The following is an 18224-nucleotide window of genomic DNA, read 5'->3' as shown; positions in this document are numbered from 1 at the left end:
GTCACACCCTTGCTCGGTTGATGATTAGATACAGAAACCACGGAGCCCCCATTGCTGCGGTGAGTACTCCGATTGGGATTTCGAGCGGAGACAATAACGTTCTAGAGAAGTAGTCAGCAACGGTGAGCAGGCTAGCGCCGATGACGGCAGAAATAACAATGTTCCCTCTTAGCATTCGAGCAATGTGTGGCGCGACGAGCCCGACAAATCCAACCGGACCAAATGCGCCAACAGAAGCGGCCGTGAGTATCACCGCCAATAATCCAAACGCCAATCGATAGTGGTTGATAGCGACACCGACACTGCGTGCTACCGTATCGTCTAGAAGTAGATACCCTAGCTGACGCTGACAAATAAGAAGCAAGATTGAAATAGGCAAAAATGCCATCACGAGAGGCCAAAGCACGTTCCAGTTCGCGCCCGCGTTGCTGCCGGTTAACCAGAAAAATAAAGACTCACTATCAACACGATCAGAAAGCAAGATATAAGTTACTGCGGCCTGACAGAAAGCGCTCACCGAGATGCCTGCTAATGCTAGACGAGTCGGTGTGACCCCTTGCTTCCAACTGATGGACAGGGTCGTGATGCCACCAATGAAACCACCGATAACCCCCCATGCGATCATAGGTAATGGTAGGGCGTACATCATTGCAATTAGGACTGCCAGCGAGGCGCCCGACATAACTCCCGTCAGGTTGGGGGATGCTAGCGGGTTCTTTACAATGTCTTGCATTAGATGACCCGCGATAGCCAAAGACGCTCCGCCAATAATGGCAATGAGTGTGCGTGGTAGTCTGAGCTCCCAAAACACTAGGTATTCACTTGATGTACTCGCGGTGGTGAGAAACGTCCAGAGATCAGAAATTGAATACTGATAAATGCCGTCGGTCAATGACCAGAGCGTAATGAGGAAAAATCCTACAACCGATACGAGTAGTTTCCAATACGCTGCCGTTGCGCTTTCTTGAACCTGCGTTGAACCTGAGGTTAATGTGCTAGGCATAGTGCCTCCTCAACCTTTACGAGCGTCGGTGCGGGAAATAGCTCAGGGTAGGTTTTATGTGCAATGTCCATGGCGACCCATAGCCTTGAATAAGGTCCCTCGGCTTCACGCCACGTCATATCCACGCGGTAGACACGTTGATTTTTAACAGCACTTAGGTTTTTCCACACCTTAGATTGGGTGAACTGGGGATCAGCGCTGTCGTACATAAAGATCACGTCAGGGTCGAGTTTCATTAACCATTCAAGACCCACTTGCCCAGAAAACGGTGTTTTTGCTGAATAAGGTGAGGCACCATTTGCAGCTTGGATGTTTAGACCTTCCATCAAAGATACCGTCATAAAATCAGAGTAGTAAGCTCTAGGCGTCACACCTGCGCTGGTAAGGAACATACCAGTTAATGGCTTGTCTCCCTTACTCTCGATGATCTGCCGTTTCATGTTATCGAGCGTTCTCAAAAAGCACTGGTTGATGCGTTTGCCTTGTTCATGCTGACCTAATGCTGCCGAACCCACCTCGACGGCTCGCAGACTATCTTCGAGGGTTATCAGGTCGAAGCCGTATGTCGGAGCGATTTCCGCATAACGTTGATAGTAAGGTGAAATCATGCGCTCGAGCCCAATCACAATGGTAGGTTTCGAGTTATATAGCGCTTCAAAGCTAGTGCGGGCACGCGAGCCCAGAGACGGAATCGATTCTAACGAACGCAGATAGGTTGGAAACGTGGTTGGGTAAGCTGAGACAGCGACTGGCTGGATACCGAGCGCTAACGATAACTCCGCACCAAACGTAGAAATACTGGCGACTCTAGGAGCTTTTTGCTCCGACGAAACATTTTCTCCCGACGATACAATGCGCCTGCCCCCATCATCGATGAGTTCAGTGCTGGCAAAGCTGGAAATTGAGAGTGCTGCGACAAGAAGAGTAGCAATTTGAAAAAGTTGGCTAAAAAACATTCAGAATAAGAATGGTTATCATTGATATTTACATTAATAGAGAAGCTGCTAGACTAGCACGCTTCTAATTCTCAGACAAATAATAATAAGACTCAATTGGGTTTGATAGCTTCTGGGAATGTGTCGCGAATTTTTATAAACATCACGGGTAGTATTGTGAAAATCTCCAACCTAAGTCTAGCTATTGGCAGTGTGTTAGCTCTGGCTGCACCTTCTCTATATGCATCAGAAACTGCAAACACAGATGAAACCATGGTTGTAACGGCAAGCCGTTCGCAACAGAAACTCAGCGACGTGCCTCGTTCGGTAACAGTAATCGAGAAAGAGCAGCTTAGTCGAGTTATGGACCAGAGCCGTAACATCAACGAAGCGCTATCTATGCTAGTTCCGGGTATGGGTACCTCAGTACACGGTAATCTGAGTAGCAAAGGTCAAAACCAGATCCGTGGTCGTCGTGTTCTTCTTATGATCGATGGCGTATCACAAAACAACAGTTTCCTAGACTTTGGACAAGAGCTTTCTTCCATCGATCCGCAAAACGTTGAGCGTATCGAGGTTATTCGTGGTGGTAGTGCGGTATACGGTCTAGGTGCGCAGGGCGGTATCATTAACGTGATCACCAAGCGTCCAGAAGCAGGTGAAACACAGTACCGCACCAAAGTGGGTACTAACTTCCAAGAATTTGGCAGTGATTCACTAAGTTGGAATGTGTACCAAGAAGCGCAAGGTGGTAACGACACTGACCAGTGGCGTATCGGCCTTGGTTATGATCAGCGTGGCGGTAGCTACGACGCAAGTGGTAACCGTCTTCCATCAGTGAATAACGCTGATGACATGGACAATATTAACCTCAATGGTGTTTGGAACCGAGATTTCGATGCTGAGCGCTCACTGACATTTAACTTCGGTGTTCGCCGCATGGAAGATAACGATGGATGGTGTGCGACAGGTGGTAACGGTGCTGAGGGTACTCCTGCAGAAGCTGTACATTGCGGTCCGGGTTACAATAACAACGTAGCCGGTAATGTTGGCGTGAATGGTCCAGCCCAGCCAAATAATGTTAAGCGTACTTTTGCGAACTACCAGTTGCGTTATCAAGACATTGGTTTCGCGTGGGGTATGCTAGATGTCACGGGTTACTGGATGACTCAAGATACCGAGACCTTTACGCTCGCAATGAAAGACAATGTCCCAGGCTCTCCGACAGAAGGTCAAACGTACTACGGTCATAACATGACAGACTTTGATCGTTACGGCATGAAGCTTAACATCTCGAGCATGGTAAGCTGGGCAGACATCACGTGGGGTATGGACGTAGAGCAGCAAAGCTTTAAGCAACCAAACAGCGTGGGTTTCTATAACAATACGCCAGATGTTGAACAATTTGCGATTGCACCTTTCAGCCAGTTTGCCAGCCAAGTGACAGATAACACAACGCTTTCTTACGGTGTTCGCTATGAGTATGTGCGTCTTGGTGTGGATGACTTTATCGTAGGTAATACCCATGCTAACGCTGGTAAAGCGGTTCAGGGTGGTAATCCTGATATCAGTGAGTTCCTATTTAATGTTGGTGCAACTCACTACTTAACGGATAACCATCAAGTCTTTGCCTCGTTTGCACAAGGTATGTCAACGAACGAAGCATTGCGTGCCATTCGTACTGGTGATAGCGATAACGTCGAAGGCGCAATTCAACCGATTAAAACGGATAACTACGAAGTTGGTTTCCGTGGTGTAGTGGGTCTTGCTGATTACTCTCTAGCAGGCTTCTACAGTTCATCAGATCTTGGTTCAACACTGAACTACGATGAAACCAACAACCGCCTAGAGAGCACTCGTGCGCCTGAGCGCGTTTGGGGTGTGGAAGCGACATTAGGCTTTGACATCATGCCAAACCTACGAAACGACAATACTGTTTCTTGGCAAGAGGGTGAGCGTAAACTGGACGGAGATAGCGAATGGCAACCACTCGACGGCACTCGTATTGCGCCGATTAAGATCACCTCTAGCTTCCTGTATGACACGCAAGACTACGGTCGTTATAACCTGAACCTTCTGTATTCAGGCGCTCGTGATAAGTCGGACGAGATCACCAGTGGTGCAGGTTACGCTGTCGAAAGCTTCTTCCTAATGAATATGGGTGCTTACTACGATCTGCCAGTTGGTACGATCAACGTGGCGGTAGAGAACTTACTTAACGAGAAGTACATGACGCCTTACGCTCAAGCTGAGCGTAACAACTCTCGTTACTACTTTGCACCAGGTCGTCGTATTTACCTAGGTTACGAAGTTAAGTACTAGCCAAATAAATTACCTGATTCCAAAAGCGCTCTCTAAGAGCGCTTTTTTTATGTCTGACAAAATACAGTCGATGCAACGAGACTATTGGGTTGCTCTAATTGTTATGTTATAACATTTTATAAGTGAGTGATTTAAATGTATGAGTGCACCTAATGAGTTCAATTAACGACCTACTCGCTCATGCTGAGCGACATTGCACGTCTCAGGGAAAAAGACTGACAGCGAAAAGGAAGCAAGTGCTGTCTATATTGCTGAGTGCTAGCAAGCCACTCTCAGTCTATGAGCTAATAGACTTTGCGCGCGAAAAGTACCAGGTAAATCTTCAAGCAATGTCGGCATATAGAATGCTTGAGTTCTTAGAAGAGGAACACTTGGTTCACCGCCTCAATGTATCAAACAAGTATGTGGCATGCGCTCATATCCTTCGCGACTGTGAGCATGGCGTCCCTCAATTTCTGATCTGTTGTAAGTGCGACAAAATTGTCGAGCAGACTATACATCCATCAATGATCAACAACTTAGAATCAAATGCAGAACAAGAAGGCTTTACCGTCGTTAGCCCTCAGCTGGAGATTAACTGTGTTTGTGATCAATGTGCCGCTGATGTCGGCAAGTAAACCAATCAAGGAGACAAAGTCACCCCATGTCATCAACACTAATTATTAACGCCAAAGTGGTCAACGAAGGTGAAGTTCGAGAGACGGATGTGCGTATCAAAGGGCAGCGCATCGAGCAGGTAGCGACACATATCAGTGCCCTGCCTAACGAGCAAGTGATCGATGCAAAAGGGGCATACTTGATGCCGGGCATGATTGATGACCAGGTGCACTTTAGAGAGCCTGGACTCACTCACAAAGGCTCGATTGCAACAGAGTCGTTGGCAGCAGTTGCTGGTGGAATCACGAGTTACATGGAGATGCCAAACGTTAGCCCTTCAACCACTACGATTGAAGCGCTTGAGCAGAAATACGCGATTGCTGCAAAAAATTCTGCCGCCAACTATGCCTTCTATCTTGGTGCCACAGAAGACAATTTGGAGCAAATCAAAAGACTGGATCCTGGTAAACACTGTGGCGTTAAAGTCTTTATGGGCGCATCTACAGGTGACCTCTTAGTGGAACATCCGGAAGCGTTAGATAAGATTTTCCGTGATTCACCGGTATTGATTGTGACCCATTGTGAAAGCGGCGCTGTGATCGCTGAAAACAAAGCTCGCTTGCTTGAAACTCGCTCTGAGTTCACCATTGATGATCATCCTTTACTGCGTGACGACAAGGCATGTTATGCCTCTTCATCCTATGCGGTCGATCTGGCTAAGAAACATCAGAGTCAACTGCATGTTTTGCATATCACAACTGAAAAAGAGTTGAGCTTGTTTGAGGCTGGCCCTGTGGCCGGGAAAAATATTACCGCTGAGGCTTGTGTGCATCATTTGTGGTTCACTAATCAAGACTATGCCGAGAAGGGTAACTTGATTAAGTGTAATCCTGCGGTGAAATATCAAAGTGATCGTGATGCGATTATTCAAGCGGTCAAGACGGGTCAAATCGATATCATCGCGACTGACCATGCTCCTCATACGTTTGAAGAGAAGCAGGTTGACTACGATAAAGCACCAGCGGGTTTGCCATTGGTGCAGCACGCTCTACTTACACTTATGGATCACGTTCACTATGGCAGATTGAGTGTGAGTGACGTGGTCGAAAAGACAGCACATAACCCAGCTATTCGCTACGGTGTCGAGAATCGCGGGTTTATCCGTGAAGGTTATTTCGCTGACCTTGTACTGATTGATTGCGATTCAGTCACCCCAGTGACGCATGAGAATACCTTCTACCATTGCGGCTGGTCACCATTCTCTGGGCATTCTTTCTCCTCTCGAGTCAAGCGTACGTGGGTAAATGGTCAGATGGTGTTTGACGATACTCAGCCAGTGCTCGTTGATTCTAGTGCTATGCCACTATCATTCAGCCGTTAATCAGGAAGTTGTAGAGATTCCAATATGTTAAGAAAAAACCCAACGGGTCATATGCCGGTAGTATCTGAAACGGCGTTCGTTGATCCTACCGCCATCATCTGCGGCAAAGTCGTTATTGAGGACAATGTCTTTATTGGTCCTTATGCGGTGATTCGAGCGGATGAAGTGAATGATGAGGGTGATATGGAGCCAATCATCATTAAACGAGACACCAATATTCAAGATGGTGTGGTTATTCACTCAAAAGCGGGCGCAGCCGTGACCATAGGTGAGCGCTCTTCTATTGCTCATCGCTCAATTATTCATGGTCCTTGTGAAGTGCAGGATGATGCGTTTATTGGTTTTAACTCAGTTGTATTTGATACGGTCATCGGCAAAGGGTGTGTTATCCGCCATAACTGCGTTGTCGATGGACTAGACTTACCAGATAACTTCCATGTGCCGCCAATGACGAACATTGGTGCTGATTTTGACCTTAATAGCATTTCACGAGTACCGCCTAAGTATTCCGCTTTCTCTGAGTCTGTTGTTTCAGCGAACCACACGCTAGTGCAAGGTTATAGGAGAATCGCAAATGAACTCTAAGAGCACGGTCATAGAAAGTGTACCAACCAACATCATCACTGGTTTTCTTGGTGTCGGCAAAACATCGGCAATTTTACATCTACTCAAGAATAAACCCGAGCAAGAGCGATGGGCTGTGCTCGTCAACGAGTTCGGTGAAATTGGTGTTGACGGCAGCTTAGTACAAGGGCAATCCGGTGAGGCCGAACAGGTCTTCATTCGAGAAGTACCAGGTGGCTGTATGTGCTGTGCGGCGGGGCTACCGATGCAAATCGCACTTAACCAGTTACTGCACGAGGCGAGACCCGACCGTTTGCTTATTGAGCCTACAGGGCTCGGGCATCCAAAAGAAGTACTCGAAGTTCTATCCTCTGAACATTATCGAAAAGTGTTGTCGCTGCAAAAAACGTTGACGCTTGTTGATGCGAGAAAGCTTTCTGATACTCGTTATACCAACCATGAGACATTCAATCAGCAGATAGCGATTGCTGATATCGTTGTTGGTAGCAAAATAGATTTGTATCAAGCTGACGAGAAGCAATTGCTGCAAGGGTATGTTGAGCAGGTGGGGCATCCTGATGCAAAAGTGATATTTGCAGAGCACGGCAATATCCCGATTTCTGCCTTTGAAGGGGCAACACTTGCGAATGAGCAGCATCACCATCACCACCACCATCATCACTCTTCAAAACTACTTGCGTCCGAGTTACCTATGCCAGAGAGCGGCATGATCAAGGCTGAGAATGAAGGCGAAGGCTTCAAGAGTATTGGCTGGCGATTTGCACCAGACAAAGTGTTTGACCGCCAAAAACTGGCGCTGCTGCTTTTAGACCTGAACGTTGAGCGCATGAAAGCGGTGTTTATCACTAATATGGGTATTTTTGGTTACAACTTAACTTCAGACGGGATTACTGAAATGGAGTTAGATGATTGTGCGGAAAGCCGAATTGAGCTGATTGCAGATAATCTTGATGAGACCATTGAGCAGAGACTCCTCGTTTGTATCGCCAGGGGTTAGAAATCGCAATCCTAATTAAGTAGACAGGCGGGATTTAAGTCCCGCCTGTTTAGTATCTAACTCACACGTACGGTGCGTTTCTCTGCCATCGCCATCGCAATATTACTTTGACAATAAGCACTTTCATTAATGAAGTGCGGATAGACGGTTTCGTTGCCTTGCCAATGCACATCGTAACCAAGGAAGGTCGCTAGAATTGGCTCTCCAGGTTTTACGGTGACAAAGTCCTTGCCACACAGTGTTGGATGGACAGTCGCAAGGCGCATCCCATCAATATCGAGCGGGAACATCACTTCTTCAATATAACCATAAGCGTCATAATCGCTAAGTTTTAGTGCATTGTTTAGATTGGTATTCTCTATATAGTCGAGTACCGCGGTGAGCAAGTTTTTCATTAACTCTAGCGTCTCGTATTTAAGCGAGCCATGAGCTTGTGCACCAACCTCAAGCATCAACCCATGGTGACCTGTCGTGCATAAATAAGGTTGGTCGATCCATGATTTACGGTCTTCAAACAGGATATTCGCTTCGGGCATGCGCTGTTTGACGTAGGCCCCCATCCTTGCGTAGTAAGGATCGCTTGATAGTAGAATCAGCGTTGCACCCATGTTGCTTGTGGTGTTGTGTAGGTCAATGATCAATTGATTTTCGTTGTTGGCATGCTGCTTAACAAACTCTGCTGCTAAACGTTTTTCGTTGGCGTCAGATTCTAAGTCAGCAGACGAAAAAGCTCGATTTAAGTCTATGTCGATGAAACGAGCATTCTTTTTCACTGCGGGAGGGTTACCCACCGTATTCTTGACCTGAAATGTTGACCGGTCGGCCTGATACACGCCATCTCGAATGAGTTTTTGTAAGTAAAGACCCGATAGCTCATTGCCATGAGTACCAGCAACGAGAAGTACCTGATTAATTGAAGGGTTCGCCATATCTACATCTACCAAATTTGAAATTGTGAAACGTTATAACATAACAACAAAGGGGAGATCTAGAGTTGGAAAAACAGGGATAAAAAAACGCCGCTGACGTTTTACGCAGCGGCGTTTTCAAAAGGCTTTGGCGTTATTACGCGCCTTTAGATTTATTGCGGATTGCACGCATCATCTTCAAACGGCGCTCTGCAGAGCTTTGCTCCTGTTGAGGGTTGTTCTTACGACCTTGGCGATCTTTATAAGCAGGTTTGCTGTGCATCTTAGTCAGTAGGGCATCACGGCTTTTTGGCTCGTAGCCGGCAAGCTGAATACGTTTGATACGCTGCTGAATTAGGTTTTCGACCTGAACCAGCGTCAGCTCTTCGTCACGACTAACAAAAGAAACGGCATGTCCTTGTTGTCCAGCACGACCCGTACGGCCTATGCGGTGAACATAATCTTCAGCAAGGAACGGCATGTCGTAGTTCACTACGTGAGGAAGACCTTGGATATCAAGACCACGTGCCGCAACTTCTGTAGCTACCATTACGCGAGCTTTTCCAGATTTAAACTCTTCTAGTGCGCGGCGACGGGAGCTTTGCGCTTTATCACCGTGGCATAAAACCGCCTTGATGCCATCAAGCTTAAGCTCTTTCACGACTTCGTTTGCGGTTTCTTTGTAGTTAACGAACACCAGAACTTGTTGCCAGTTCTTACGACCGATGAGCTCTGACAGTAGCTCTAGTTTGCGCTCTTCATCAACAGGGTAAACCACATGGAAAACCGTCGCGGCTGTTGAGTTTTCTTCGTTAACAATAACGCGCTTAGGCTTACGAAGAAGGTCTTGTGCCAACGCGTTCATTTGCGCTGAAGAGGTGGCCGAGAACAGCATAGTTTGTGGGTGACCAGCGATGCCACTCATGATGGTGCGAATAGCACTGATAAAGCCCATGTCCAACATGCGGTCAGCTTCATCGAAAACTAGGAACTCAAGGTTTGCGAGGTTGAGGTTACCGAGTTCAATGTGCTCAATTAGGCGGCCAGGGGTTGCAACCAACACGTCAGTACCTTTCTCAAGTTTGCGTTCTTGAGATGACATCTTAGCGCCGCCGTAAACAGCGGTCACTGTTAGGTCAACATACTTAGTGTAGTCAGCGATATTGTTGGCAATTTGATCCACGAGCTCACGCGTTGGCGCCAGAATCAGTGCTCGAGTCGTTGCACGGCCAACTTGCTGTGGTGCATCTAGCAATTGTTGGATGATTGGCAAAGAGAATGCCGCTGTCTTACCCGTCCCCGTTTGTGCGTGCGCAAGGATATCGTGTCCACGACGAGCATGAGGGATCGCTTGTTGCTGGACAGGGGTGAGCTTTTCATAACCACACTCAGTAAGCGCTTGTACGATTTCTGATGAAAAACCTTGTGATGAAAATGACATTCTATGTTCCTAAAAGCAGATGACCGTGTTCTCTAGCCCAGTAACTGCTCGTGCAGGCAACTAGGAAAAAGATGGGCGCAGATTATAAAAGAATTCTAGACGTAAGTGGTGACTATTTTGGGGTGTTTTGGTGAAAACTTCACCAAAACAGGCTTTATTGGCTGATTGGAGCACAGAAGGTGTGTCGTTCTTATGGTTATGGGTGCAAAAAGCAACTTAAATGTTGGGATAGGGGGAGTGCCAAATCGCATGTGTTGTCTACTGAGAAGTGGCTATTGTGAGCGGTCTTGTGAGCTTCTGATAGTGATCGGCATGCATACTAATCGAGATTCAGTAAACACATTTGTCTATTTTGCTACAGTTAACTTATTGAAATTAAATATGTTGAATTCGCTATTGGTAATTATTTTTCGATCTTATTCAAATAATGATGTAAAAATACGTTAATTTTATTCTATTAGCACAAAAGTTAAGCTAATATTGGCAGCCAATTAAGGACATTGAGGTCCGATAAAATAGATTCAAATTAGCTTAAATTGTTGTAATAATGGTAAAAAATATTTTTTCGCCGTTGTGGTTGTTGGCACTTGTCGCCGTAGTACTGTTTTCCCACAACGTTCGCAGCGAAGTAAAACTAGAATCAGGTACGATAAAAGGTATATATCGCAGTGCTCAACTAGAAGGTGTTGTGGATTTTCAACTATTTAGCGATGCATACAACGCTTATGAAAACGCAGCAAACCGTTCTAAGTCCCTGCTTACTATTATTGATTACTCTAAGCCTTCGACAGAAAAACGTTTTTTTGTCATAGACTTAGATAAGAAGTCGTTAGTTTTTAACACTTACGTTTCTCATGGCGTAAATAGTGGTAAGAAAACAGCGACGAAGTTTTCAAACATTGTGAATTCACGCAAGACCTCACTAGGTACCTTCTTGACGGACTCGACCTACTACGGTTCGAATGGCTACTCTTTGCGCCTCGATGGTCTAGATAAAGGCATCAACGACAACGCACGCGAGCGCTACATAGTGGTTCACGGTGCAGACTACGCGAACGAGTCTTTTATTAAGCAAAATGGCTATCTAGGTCGCAGTTGGGGATGCCCAGCACTACCTGAAAACTTGTCTCGAGAAATTATTGATACAATTAAAGGTGGCAGCGTAATATACGCTAGTGCATAACTTTCTGAATTAATTCATAATAACGATTATAAAAATCCCGCATTTAGTATGCGGGATTTTTTATTTGTTCTCGTTAGATATGCCTCTAATCTTGTTTAGGTTTATTAGAACGCGAGCGATTTGGTCGAGGCTTACGAGGTTTATTCGCAGGTTGCTCACCATTGTTATTGCGCTTGAAATTAAACTTGCGCGGTTTCTTTTTACCCGTCGAAGAAGGTTTATTATTTTCAGCATTCTTTTTAGTTGATGAATTACCTTCTTGTTGATTTTGCTTTGGTTTTTTAGGCTTCTTTGCCTTTTTAGGTTTCATTGGACGGGTATCCAACTTCGACTCCGGTATTGCATTTACAGGCGTAAAACCGTCAAGTTCATGCCTTGTAAGTAGCTTGCCGATCAGGCGCTCAATCGCAAACAGCTCTTTTGCTTCGTCTGCGCATACTAGAGAGTAAGCGTTGCCAGTCTCACCAGCGCGTCCAGTACGACCGATTCGATGCACATAGTCTTCAGAGACATTCGGAAGGTCAAAGTTGACCACTTGCGGTAGCTGAGGAATATCAAGACCGCGCGCTGCTATGTCGGTTGCTACCAGGACACGCACTTCACCAGACTTAAAGTTAGCCAACGCTTTTGTTCGTGCGCCTTGGCTTTTGTTACCGTGAATGGCGAGCGCGGTGATCTTCTTCTCTTCTAGATAACGAGCTAGGCGGTTAGCGCCATGCTTCGTTCTGCTAAATACCAATACTTGCTGCCAGTTACCGTCTTGGATGAGCTTAGCAAGCATGGCTGGTTTCTGTTTTTTATCCGCTACGTACACGCTTTGCTCAACAAGCTTGGTGGTTGAGTTGGGTGGTGTAACTGAGATTTCGACAGGATCGTTGACCAATCCTTTTGCGAGATCGCGAATTTCATTAGAAAACGTGGCTGAAAACAGTAGGTTCTGGCGCTTCTCTGGCAGTAAGTCGAGGATTTTTTTGATATCACGATAAAAGCCCATATCCAGCATGCGGTCTGCTTCATCAAGCACCAGCACTTCAAGTTGAGAAAACTTGATTGCGTTTTGCTGATACAGATCGAGTAAACGACCTGGCGTTGCTACCATGATGTCGCAACCTTTGCGTAGCTTCATCATTTGTGGGTTTATCTTCACGCCACCAAAAACACACTGTGAAGTCAGCGGTAAATAAGCGCTATATTTATAGACGCTCTCATGCACCTGAGCCGCGAGCTCCCTTGTTGGAGTAAGGATGAGGGCGCGAATATGGTTAGCTTTAACTCGATTACCTGAATCAAGGTTTTGAATCAATGGCAGGGCGAAGCCTGCGGTCTTGCCGGTGCCCGTTTGAGCGGCCGCCATAACATCCTTACCTTCGATGATGGCTGGAATAGCTTGCTCTTGTATGGGCGATGCTTTCTCATAGCCTAGCTTTTTAAGCGAACGAAGAATAGGTAGGGAAAGACCTAATGAATCAAAACTCATAGTGATACTCAATTAAAGGAAAGAGAGGCAATTCGGGTGAGATATGCCGTAAACCCAAGGATAGGGTAAGGCGCGCTATTCTGCGTGGTTTTGTGATGAAGTTCAATACAATTTTGGTTGCATTATTTCAGCGATTTATGGCTAAAGCAGTATTGAAATCTATGACTAAGGTGTTTATATTGTCGCCGCCTTAGACGGGCACACCCTAAAATGCGCACTCGCCATCCTGCCTCCACTGGTGCATTTATATTGGTGTTATAAGACATTCATGCAAACGACTACTCCTCCTTTAACTCGTTTTTCTAAAGAATCGGGTGCCTTGATGCACCTGTCAGTACCTATTATTTTGACTCAGCTTGCTACCCAAGCGATGGGCTTCGTGGATACCACGATGGCTGGTCAAGTGAGCGCAGCTGATCTAGCAGCGATCGCGTTGGGCGCTAGCTTGTGGATCCCGGTTCTACTTCTGCTTCGCGGTGTGATCATGGCATTAACGCCGGTTGTTGCGTTTCACCGTGGCGCGCGTGACTTCGACAGTATCTCGGTCGACTTCTTTCAGATGGTGTGGCTGGCACTGACATCGAGTGCTTTGCTTATTGCCTACTTAGTCAGTGCGAAGCCGATTCTTGAGTGGATTGGTGTTGCGTCGGAGATCATTCCTATTGCTAGTGACTACGCCTATGCGTTGGCATTTGGTGTTCCCGGCATTGCACTTTTCTATACCTTGAATGGCTTTTGCGAGGGGATGAACAATACCAAAGCGCCAATGATCATCTCAGTGATTGGTCTTTTGGTGAATATTCCCGTTAACTATGTGCTTATCTACGGTAAGTTTGGCTTCCCTGAACTTGGCGCTGTGGGTTGTGGCTGGGCAACTAGCTTGGTGTATTGGTTAATGTCGGGTCTGTTGTACTCTTATATTAAGGGGCATCACCACTACAAAACCATCATTCGTTTCAATGATATCAAGCCAAGAATAAAGGCTATCGTCAATCTGTTGAGACTAGGCTTGCCGATTGGGATGAATATCGCCGTATGCGGAAGCATCTTCGCTGTGATTGCACTACTCATTGGTCGTATCGGTGCAGAGAATGTTGCCGCCGCTCAAATCGCGCTCAATATATCCAGCATGACTTACGTGATCCCAATGAGTATCTCTTTTGGTATCACGATTCGTGTAGGGCATGCTCTAGGTGCAAAAGACGAACTGGGTGCGATTGAACGAAGCAAGATTGGTATTTTGGTTGCGGCACTGTTGTCACTCTGCTCAGTGGCGATGTTCTTGTTGTTCCCTGATTGGATTATTCGTCTTTACACCACAGATCCAGTAGTGAGCGCTACAGCGGCCACGCTGTTAGTATTCACCGCTATGTATCAATTCAGTGATGCGCTTCAGACTTCGGCAAATGGCGCATTGCGTGGCTACAAGGACACCAAAGTACCGATGATCCTTGCCATCGCCTCGTATTGGGGGTTAGCACTGCCCCTAGGTGTGGTGCTCGGTCTAACTGATCACATTGTTCCCGCTATGGGAGAAAAGGGCTTTTGGGTGGGTATTCTTACCGGCCTAACTGTGGCGGCAATATTAATGCTGTTGCGCCTAAGAAGCGTTATTAAACGACGTGATGTTGAGCTTTTGTCTGGCGCTTAATCAGCTTACCTTCGGTCAATACTAAAAAGCGCGCGATAAACTCAGGTTATCGCGCGCTTTGTCGTTTTTGAACGGGCTAGTCAGAGATAGAGCTTCCCTTGCTGATAGCGAAGACCATTTTCAATATCCGAGCCTAGTAAAACAGGACCATCAAGATCGACTACTTCAGCACGGTTGGCAATCGGCAGCGCGGCTTTCATCGCTATGGATGAGCCAAGCATGCAACCCGACATAATGCTTAGCCCGGCTTCTCGGGCGCTTTTCTCAAGAGCAAGCGCTTCGGTAAGTCCGCCGGTTTTATCCAGTTTAATATTGATCATCTCATAAATGCCGACCAGTTCACCAAGCTGTTTGCGAGTATGGCAACTTTCATCGGCACATAAAGGAATGGGGTGAGGGATGTCTTTCAATAACGCATCCTGACCACTAGGGACAGGCTGCTCTATCATCGTGATGTTGAAAGGCGTTAAGTCGGTAAAGAGTGCTGCCAGATCCATGTCTGCCCATGCTTCGTTGGCATCGATGATGATCTTCGCATTAGGCGCCACTGCTCTGATCGCCCTGATTTTTTCAAGGACTGCGTCACCATCGAGCTTAACCTTAAGCAGCGTCGCACCTTGCTCAACATATTCACTCGCTTGATCTGCCATAGTCCTCACATTGGCGACGGAAACCGTCATTGCTGTTTCAATACTCGGCTTAATAGTAAAGAAAGGAGCAGGGAAATGAGATCCTTTGAGCATACTTTCGAGCGACCATAGTGCACAGTCTATGGCGTTGCGCGCGGCACCTGCAGGGCAGCGCTGGAGCTCTATGCGGGCTTGCTCGGGAGTCAACGAAGTGAGCGTTTCACTAAACGCGTTGATTTGCTCTATAACCGAATCAACAGACTCACCATACCTTGGGTATGGCGTACATTCCCCTTGTGCAATGTGGTCTTGATAGGTTATCGACACTCTTACCATCTCGGCGTGCGTTCGCGTCCCTCGAGAAATAGTGAACGGCTTCGCTAATTTGATAGAGTGATGGTGCGCTTCGATTTTCATAATGTCATTGTATCCCTTTTGACCAAGTAACAGAGCATGCTTTTCGTAGGTTTAGATGGACGTATCTAAGACGGAAGTCTCTCAGTTCATCGCTATTGCTATAGCGCCGCGACACGGCGAGCGATCTCATCAACGCCAAAACGAACAGGGTCAGTCACAGGTAGATTGAACTTCTCACTCCATTCTAAGCATAACGCTTCGGCTTCTTTGTCATCGATTTTTGAAGTGTTGAGACAAATGCCAACAAATTGCACGGCCGGATTGGTGACTCTCGCCGCCATAAGGTTCGCTTCGATCGTCTGCCTTATGCTTGGCAGTGCAGCATGAGCTAAATGGCGAATATGCTCCCGTCCGACTTCATGACACAGTACCAGCGCATCCGGTTGAGCACCATGCAGTAAACCTAAGCTTACGCCAGCGAAAGAGGGATTAAACAAAGACCCTTGCCCTTCGATAATATCCCACTCATGATCAGTAAAACTCGGACTTAGCGCTTCGACGGCTCCTGAAATAAAGTCTGCGACAACCGCGTCTACTGAGATACCCATGCCTTCAATCAGGATCCCAGTTTGTCCGGTGGCTTTAAATTGGGCATTAATACCTTGTTGTGTAAGTGCTTTCTCAACAGCTAGCGCTGTAAACATTTTACCTACTGAGCAGTCTGTACCGACAGTCAAAAGGCGTTTACCTTGGCGTTTGGCACCTGTGCCCACATCTAGGCGCTCATCATAATGACGAACATCGAACAACTGGATCTTACCTTGGCTGGCAAGCGCTGCGAGTTCAGGAATATCGGTAAGGCGCTGATGCATACCTGAGGCAATATCAAAGCCAAGGTTAGCCGCAGTAATAAGCGTTTCAACCCAGGTTCTAGGGATGACACCACCCGCATTTGCTGTGCCAATCACTAAGGTCTTTGCACCATTTGCTTTAGCTTGCTCGAGGGTTAGTGCTTCGAGTCCTAGAGAAACCGTCTCTTCAGTCAAGCGCAGTTCACCTAGGCAAGCTTGTGGTCGCCATTGGACGATACCGCGAGCCGTTTTTGCTGCGAGTGGGTCGGTGACATCTCCGAGGAAAAGCAGATAAGGCTGTGCAATGTTCATAGTGTCCCTTACGTTGGATAGCAAATATTGAGTGTCCAAGATATAGGGATAAGGTCGAGCAGACGAATACTCTGTTGTTGCTCGCCTATAACCTCATGTTATAGGCAGAGCAATTACAATGAGGTATTACTGGCTTTTAGAATCGATAGCAAGTTTTTGGTTGCGATAGACATTGCGTGAATATCGCTGGTGAGCAAAGAAACGGAGCAGTCGATGGAATCGCTCAGTGCAACACACTTAAGGTTTTCCTCGTTTTTATATTGATCAGCTGTCCATGGGTCTACGATAGCGATACCTGCGCCAAGCTTGGCGAGCTCAGCGCCTGCGTTGTAGCTACGAACGGTGAATGAAGCATAGAAATCAGGGTTAATAGCCCGAATAGCCGCCGCAAGTCTGACTCCAAGCGGGTCTCTATCGTCTAGTGCAATGATACCAATGTCATTCGCTAGCACAGCAGAGAGTGATATCGAGCTATCTTGTTCTAGGTTGTGTGATAGGTGGTCTTTGGGGAGTAGCACTCGCATTGTCTCTTTTATCAGCCGCTCGTGAGAGATCCCGGCTGGTGTTTCTTCGCCGAACGTTATCGCAATATCAAGTTCATTAGTGAGTAGAGCTTGGCAAAGTTCTGAGTGATTGCCTGTCATCAGGTCAATGGAATAACCGTATTGTTGATTTACTTTAGTGACGATAGGTGGCAAGAGCTTAGATGCCAGTATGGGCGGCGCGCCAACTCTAATATGTTGATGACCGCTTCGCACCTTTTCCGTAAGGGTTTGAAACTCTCCCAATTGACGATAGATTTTTTCAACATCTGGCAGTAGTCGATGTGCTTCTTGTGTGGGGACTAGGCGTCCTTTTACACGCTCAAATAGTGAGAACCCCAACTGCTGCTCCGTGTGAGCGAGCACTCGCGTGATATTGGGCTGAGATACATGCAGGTTCTTGGCCGCACCTGAGACGGTGCCAGCTTGCATAATGGCGTAAAAGACTTCCAGCTGTCGCAGGTTCACGAGCGCCTCGGTTCAATAGGTAGATAGGGTCACTGTAAAGCAAATAGCAACAATTGAGAACCTTGTTGCTAGGTGTAGTTTCGAGGTGCGGTATCGAGGAGCAGCTTCTAGGTGTCGCTGCTATGTAACAGAGCTACTTAAGATACTGGATACAAAAAAGGCTTAACCTCAAATAGAGATTAAGCCTTTCCGTTTAACTTGTCGGTGCTAGCTAAAGTGCATCCAGAGAATCGAGATCCAAACGATGAGTGCTAAGCCGATGGCAAGGAATACGGCTGCGGAGCCGAGATCTTTGGCTCTTCCAGAGAGCTCGTGCCTTTCCAGGCCGACGCGATCGACCACAGCTTCCACCGCTGAGTTCATCAACTCCACGATCATCACAAAGATGACGCTGCCAACGAGAGCGGCTTTTGCAAACAATGAAACGTCCAAAGAGAAAGCGACAATGACAGCGAGGAGCAACGCCACGCATTCTTGTCGAAACGCCGCCTCATTCTTCCATGCTGCAATCAAACCATACCAAGAATATCGGGCTGCGTAGATTACGCGTTTTAAACCTGTGTTTTTTTGGATCTCAGTCATGTC

The 18224-nt window shown here is 46.8% G+C and carries 16 protein-coding genes; 7 read left to right on the top strand and 9 right to left on the bottom strand.

The features are described 5' to 3' along the window. Position 1: 1 nt before the first annotated feature. Both LY387_RS11170 and LY387_RS11165 read right to left on the bottom strand, forming a co-directional pair. Positions 2 to 1003 (bottom strand): FecCD family ABC transporter permease, encoded by a 1002-nt coding sequence (locus LY387_RS11170; protein ID WP_234494156.1) that lies wholly within the window; start codon positions 1001 to 1003, stop codon positions 2 to 4. Then, positions 988 to 1959, bottom strand: a complete 972-nt coding sequence (locus LY387_RS11165; RefSeq protein ID WP_234494155.1) for an ABC transporter substrate-binding protein — start codon at positions 1957 to 1959, stop codon at positions 988 to 990. Before LY387_RS11165 ends, LY387_RS11170 begins: the two co-directional genes overlap by 16 nt. 156 nt (positions 1960 to 2115) lie before the next feature. On the opposite strand from LY387_RS11165, the gene LY387_RS11160 reads away from it, so the two are divergent. From LY387_RS11160 to LY387_RS11140, 5 genes are all read left to right on the top strand, one after another. Continuing rightward, positions 2116 to 4260, top strand: a complete 2145-nt coding sequence (locus LY387_RS11160) for a TonB-dependent receptor (protein ID WP_234494154.1) — start codon at positions 2116 to 2118, stop codon at positions 4258 to 4260. Between the two features lie 152 nt (positions 4261 to 4412). Continuing rightward, positions 4413 to 4877 carry a Fur family transcriptional regulator gene (locus LY387_RS11155; protein WP_234494153.1) on the top strand — a complete coding sequence of 155 codons (465 nt, stop codon included), beginning with the start codon at positions 4413 to 4415 and terminating at the stop codon, positions 4875 to 4877. Between the two features lie 26 nt (positions 4878 to 4903). Then, complete coding sequence (locus LY387_RS11150; protein ID WP_234494152.1) at positions 4904 to 6238, top strand: dihydroorotase; 1335 nt, start codon at positions 4904 to 4906, stop codon at positions 6236 to 6238. 24 nt (positions 6239 to 6262) lie between these two features. Beyond that, positions 6263 to 6823 carry a carbonate dehydratase gene (locus LY387_RS11145; protein ID WP_234494151.1) on the top strand — a complete coding sequence of 187 codons (561 nt, stop codon included), beginning with the start codon at positions 6263 to 6265 and terminating at the stop codon, positions 6821 to 6823. Further along, positions 6813 to 7820 carry a CobW family GTP-binding protein gene (locus tag LY387_RS11140; protein ID WP_234494150.1) on the top strand — a complete coding sequence of 336 codons (1008 nt, stop codon included), beginning with the start codon at positions 6813 to 6815 and terminating at the stop codon, positions 7818 to 7820. Before LY387_RS11145 ends, LY387_RS11140 begins: the two co-directional genes overlap by 11 nt. 56 nt (positions 7821 to 7876) lie before the next feature. On the opposite strand, the gene LY387_RS11135 is transcribed toward LY387_RS11140, so the two are convergent. After that, positions 7877 to 8749: an aspartoacylase gene (locus LY387_RS11135; RefSeq protein ID WP_234494149.1), complete on the bottom strand. Its 873-nt coding sequence runs from the start codon at positions 8747 to 8749 to the stop codon at positions 7877 to 7879. 136 nt (positions 8750 to 8885) lie between these two features. Then, positions 8886 to 10169 carry a DEAD/DEAH box helicase gene (locus LY387_RS11130; protein WP_234494148.1) on the bottom strand — a complete coding sequence of 428 codons (1284 nt, stop codon included), beginning with the start codon at positions 10167 to 10169 and terminating at the stop codon, positions 8886 to 8888. A gap of 547 nt (positions 10170 to 10716) precedes the next feature. On the opposite strand from LY387_RS11130, the gene LY387_RS11125 reads away from it, so the two are divergent. After that, complete coding sequence (locus LY387_RS11125; RefSeq protein WP_234494147.1) at positions 10717 to 11352, top strand: murein L,D-transpeptidase catalytic domain family protein; 636 nt, start codon at positions 10717 to 10719, stop codon at positions 11350 to 11352. An 85-nt stretch (positions 11353 to 11437) separates the two neighbouring features. Here LY387_RS11125 and LY387_RS11120 read toward each other — a convergent pair whose 3' ends face one another. After that, complete coding sequence (locus tag LY387_RS11120) at positions 11438 to 12829, bottom strand: DEAD/DEAH box helicase (protein WP_234494146.1); 1392 nt, start codon at positions 12827 to 12829, stop codon at positions 11438 to 11440. 268 nt (positions 12830 to 13097) lie between these two features. Here LY387_RS11120 and LY387_RS11115 point away from each other — a divergent pair, with 268 nt between their 5' ends. Continuing rightward, entirely contained in the window at positions 13098 to 14480 is a 1383-nt protein-coding gene (locus LY387_RS11115; protein ID WP_234494145.1) for an MATE family efflux transporter, read from the top strand. Positions 14481 to 14560: 80 nt separating this feature from the next. Here the strand turns inward: LY387_RS11115 and dgcA are convergent, their stop codons facing one another. The 4 genes from dgcA to LY387_RS11095 all read right to left on the bottom strand — a co-directional run bounded on the left by dgcA (position 14561) and on the right by LY387_RS11095 (position 18221). Continuing rightward, positions 14561 to 15526, bottom strand: coding sequence for an N-acetyl-D-Glu racemase DgcA (dgcA, locus tag LY387_RS11110; RefSeq protein WP_234494144.1), 966 nt, complete (start codon positions 15524 to 15526; stop codon positions 14561 to 14563). 98 nt (positions 15527 to 15624) lie between these two features. Continuing rightward, positions 15625 to 16629 (bottom strand): N-acetyltransferase DgcN, encoded by a 1005-nt coding sequence (dgcN, locus tag LY387_RS11105; RefSeq protein WP_234494143.1) that lies wholly within the window; start codon positions 16627 to 16629, stop codon positions 15625 to 15627. A gap of 113 nt (positions 16630 to 16742) precedes the next feature. Next, entirely contained in the window at positions 16743 to 17639 is an 897-nt protein-coding gene (locus LY387_RS11100; RefSeq protein WP_234494142.1) for a LysR family transcriptional regulator, read from the bottom strand. A 207-nt stretch (positions 17640 to 17846) separates the two neighbouring features. After that, on the bottom strand, positions 17847 to 18221 hold the full coding sequence (locus tag LY387_RS11095; protein WP_234494141.1) for a diacylglycerol kinase: 375 nt from the start codon (positions 18219 to 18221) through the stop codon (positions 17847 to 17849). Positions 18222 to 18224: the final 3 nt, after the last annotated feature.

This window comes from Vibrio maritimus (assembly GCF_021441885.1).
Taxonomy (GTDB): Bacteria; Pseudomonadota; Gammaproteobacteria; order Enterobacterales; family Vibrionaceae; genus Vibrio; species Vibrio maritimus_B.
The sequence above is the reverse complement of the archived record's forward strand: the minus strand, read 5'-3'. Positions and strand labels throughout refer to the sequence as shown.

What these genes read in the sequence shown, in the direction of transcription:
- LY387_RS11120 (WP_234494146.1), bottom strand. Translation starts at nt 12,829, where the DNA reads ATGAGTTTTGATTCATTAGGTCTTTCCCTACCTATTCTTCGTTCGCTT.
- LY387_RS11155 (WP_234494153.1), top strand. Translation starts at nt 4,413, where the DNA reads ATGAGTTCAATTAACGACCTACTCGCTCATGCTGAGCGACATTGCACG.
- LY387_RS11150 (WP_234494152.1), top strand. Translation starts at nt 4,904, where the DNA reads ATGTCATCAACACTAATTATTAACGCCAAAGTGGTCAACGAAGGTGAA.
- dgcN (WP_234494143.1), bottom strand. Translation starts at nt 16,629, where the DNA reads ATGAACATTGCACAGCCTTATCTGCTTTTCCTCGGAGATGTCACCGAC.
- LY387_RS11140 (WP_234494150.1), top strand. Translation starts at nt 6,813, where the DNA reads ATGAACTCTAAGAGCACGGTCATAGAAAGTGTACCAACCAACATCATC.
- LY387_RS11170 (WP_234494156.1), bottom strand. Translation starts at nt 1,003, where the DNA reads ATGCCTAGCACATTAACCTCAGGTTCAACGCAGGTTCAAGAAAGCGCA.
- LY387_RS11145 (WP_234494151.1), top strand. Translation starts at nt 6,263, where the DNA reads ATGTTAAGAAAAAACCCAACGGGTCATATGCCGGTAGTATCTGAAACG.
- LY387_RS11115 (WP_234494145.1), top strand. Translation starts at nt 13,098, where the DNA reads ATGCAAACGACTACTCCTCCTTTAACTCGTTTTTCTAAAGAATCGGGT.
- LY387_RS11165 (WP_234494155.1), bottom strand. Translation starts at nt 1,959, where the DNA reads ATGTTTTTTAGCCAACTTTTTCAAATTGCTACTCTTCTTGTCGCAGCA.
- LY387_RS11095 (WP_234494141.1), bottom strand. Translation starts at nt 18,221, where the DNA reads ATGACTGAGATCCAAAAAAACACAGGTTTAAAACGCGTAATCTACGCA.
- dgcA (WP_234494144.1), bottom strand. Translation starts at nt 15,526, where the DNA reads ATGAAAATCGAAGCGCACCATCACTCTATCAAATTAGCGAAGCCGTTC.
- LY387_RS11130 (WP_234494148.1), bottom strand. Translation starts at nt 10,169, where the DNA reads ATGTCATTTTCATCACAAGGTTTTTCATCAGAAATCGTACAAGCGCTT.
- LY387_RS11135 (WP_234494149.1), bottom strand. Translation starts at nt 8,749, where the DNA reads ATGGCGAACCCTTCAATTAATCAGGTACTTCTCGTTGCTGGTACTCAT.
- LY387_RS11125 (WP_234494147.1), top strand. Translation starts at nt 10,717, where the DNA reads ATGGTAAAAAATATTTTTTCGCCGTTGTGGTTGTTGGCACTTGTCGCC.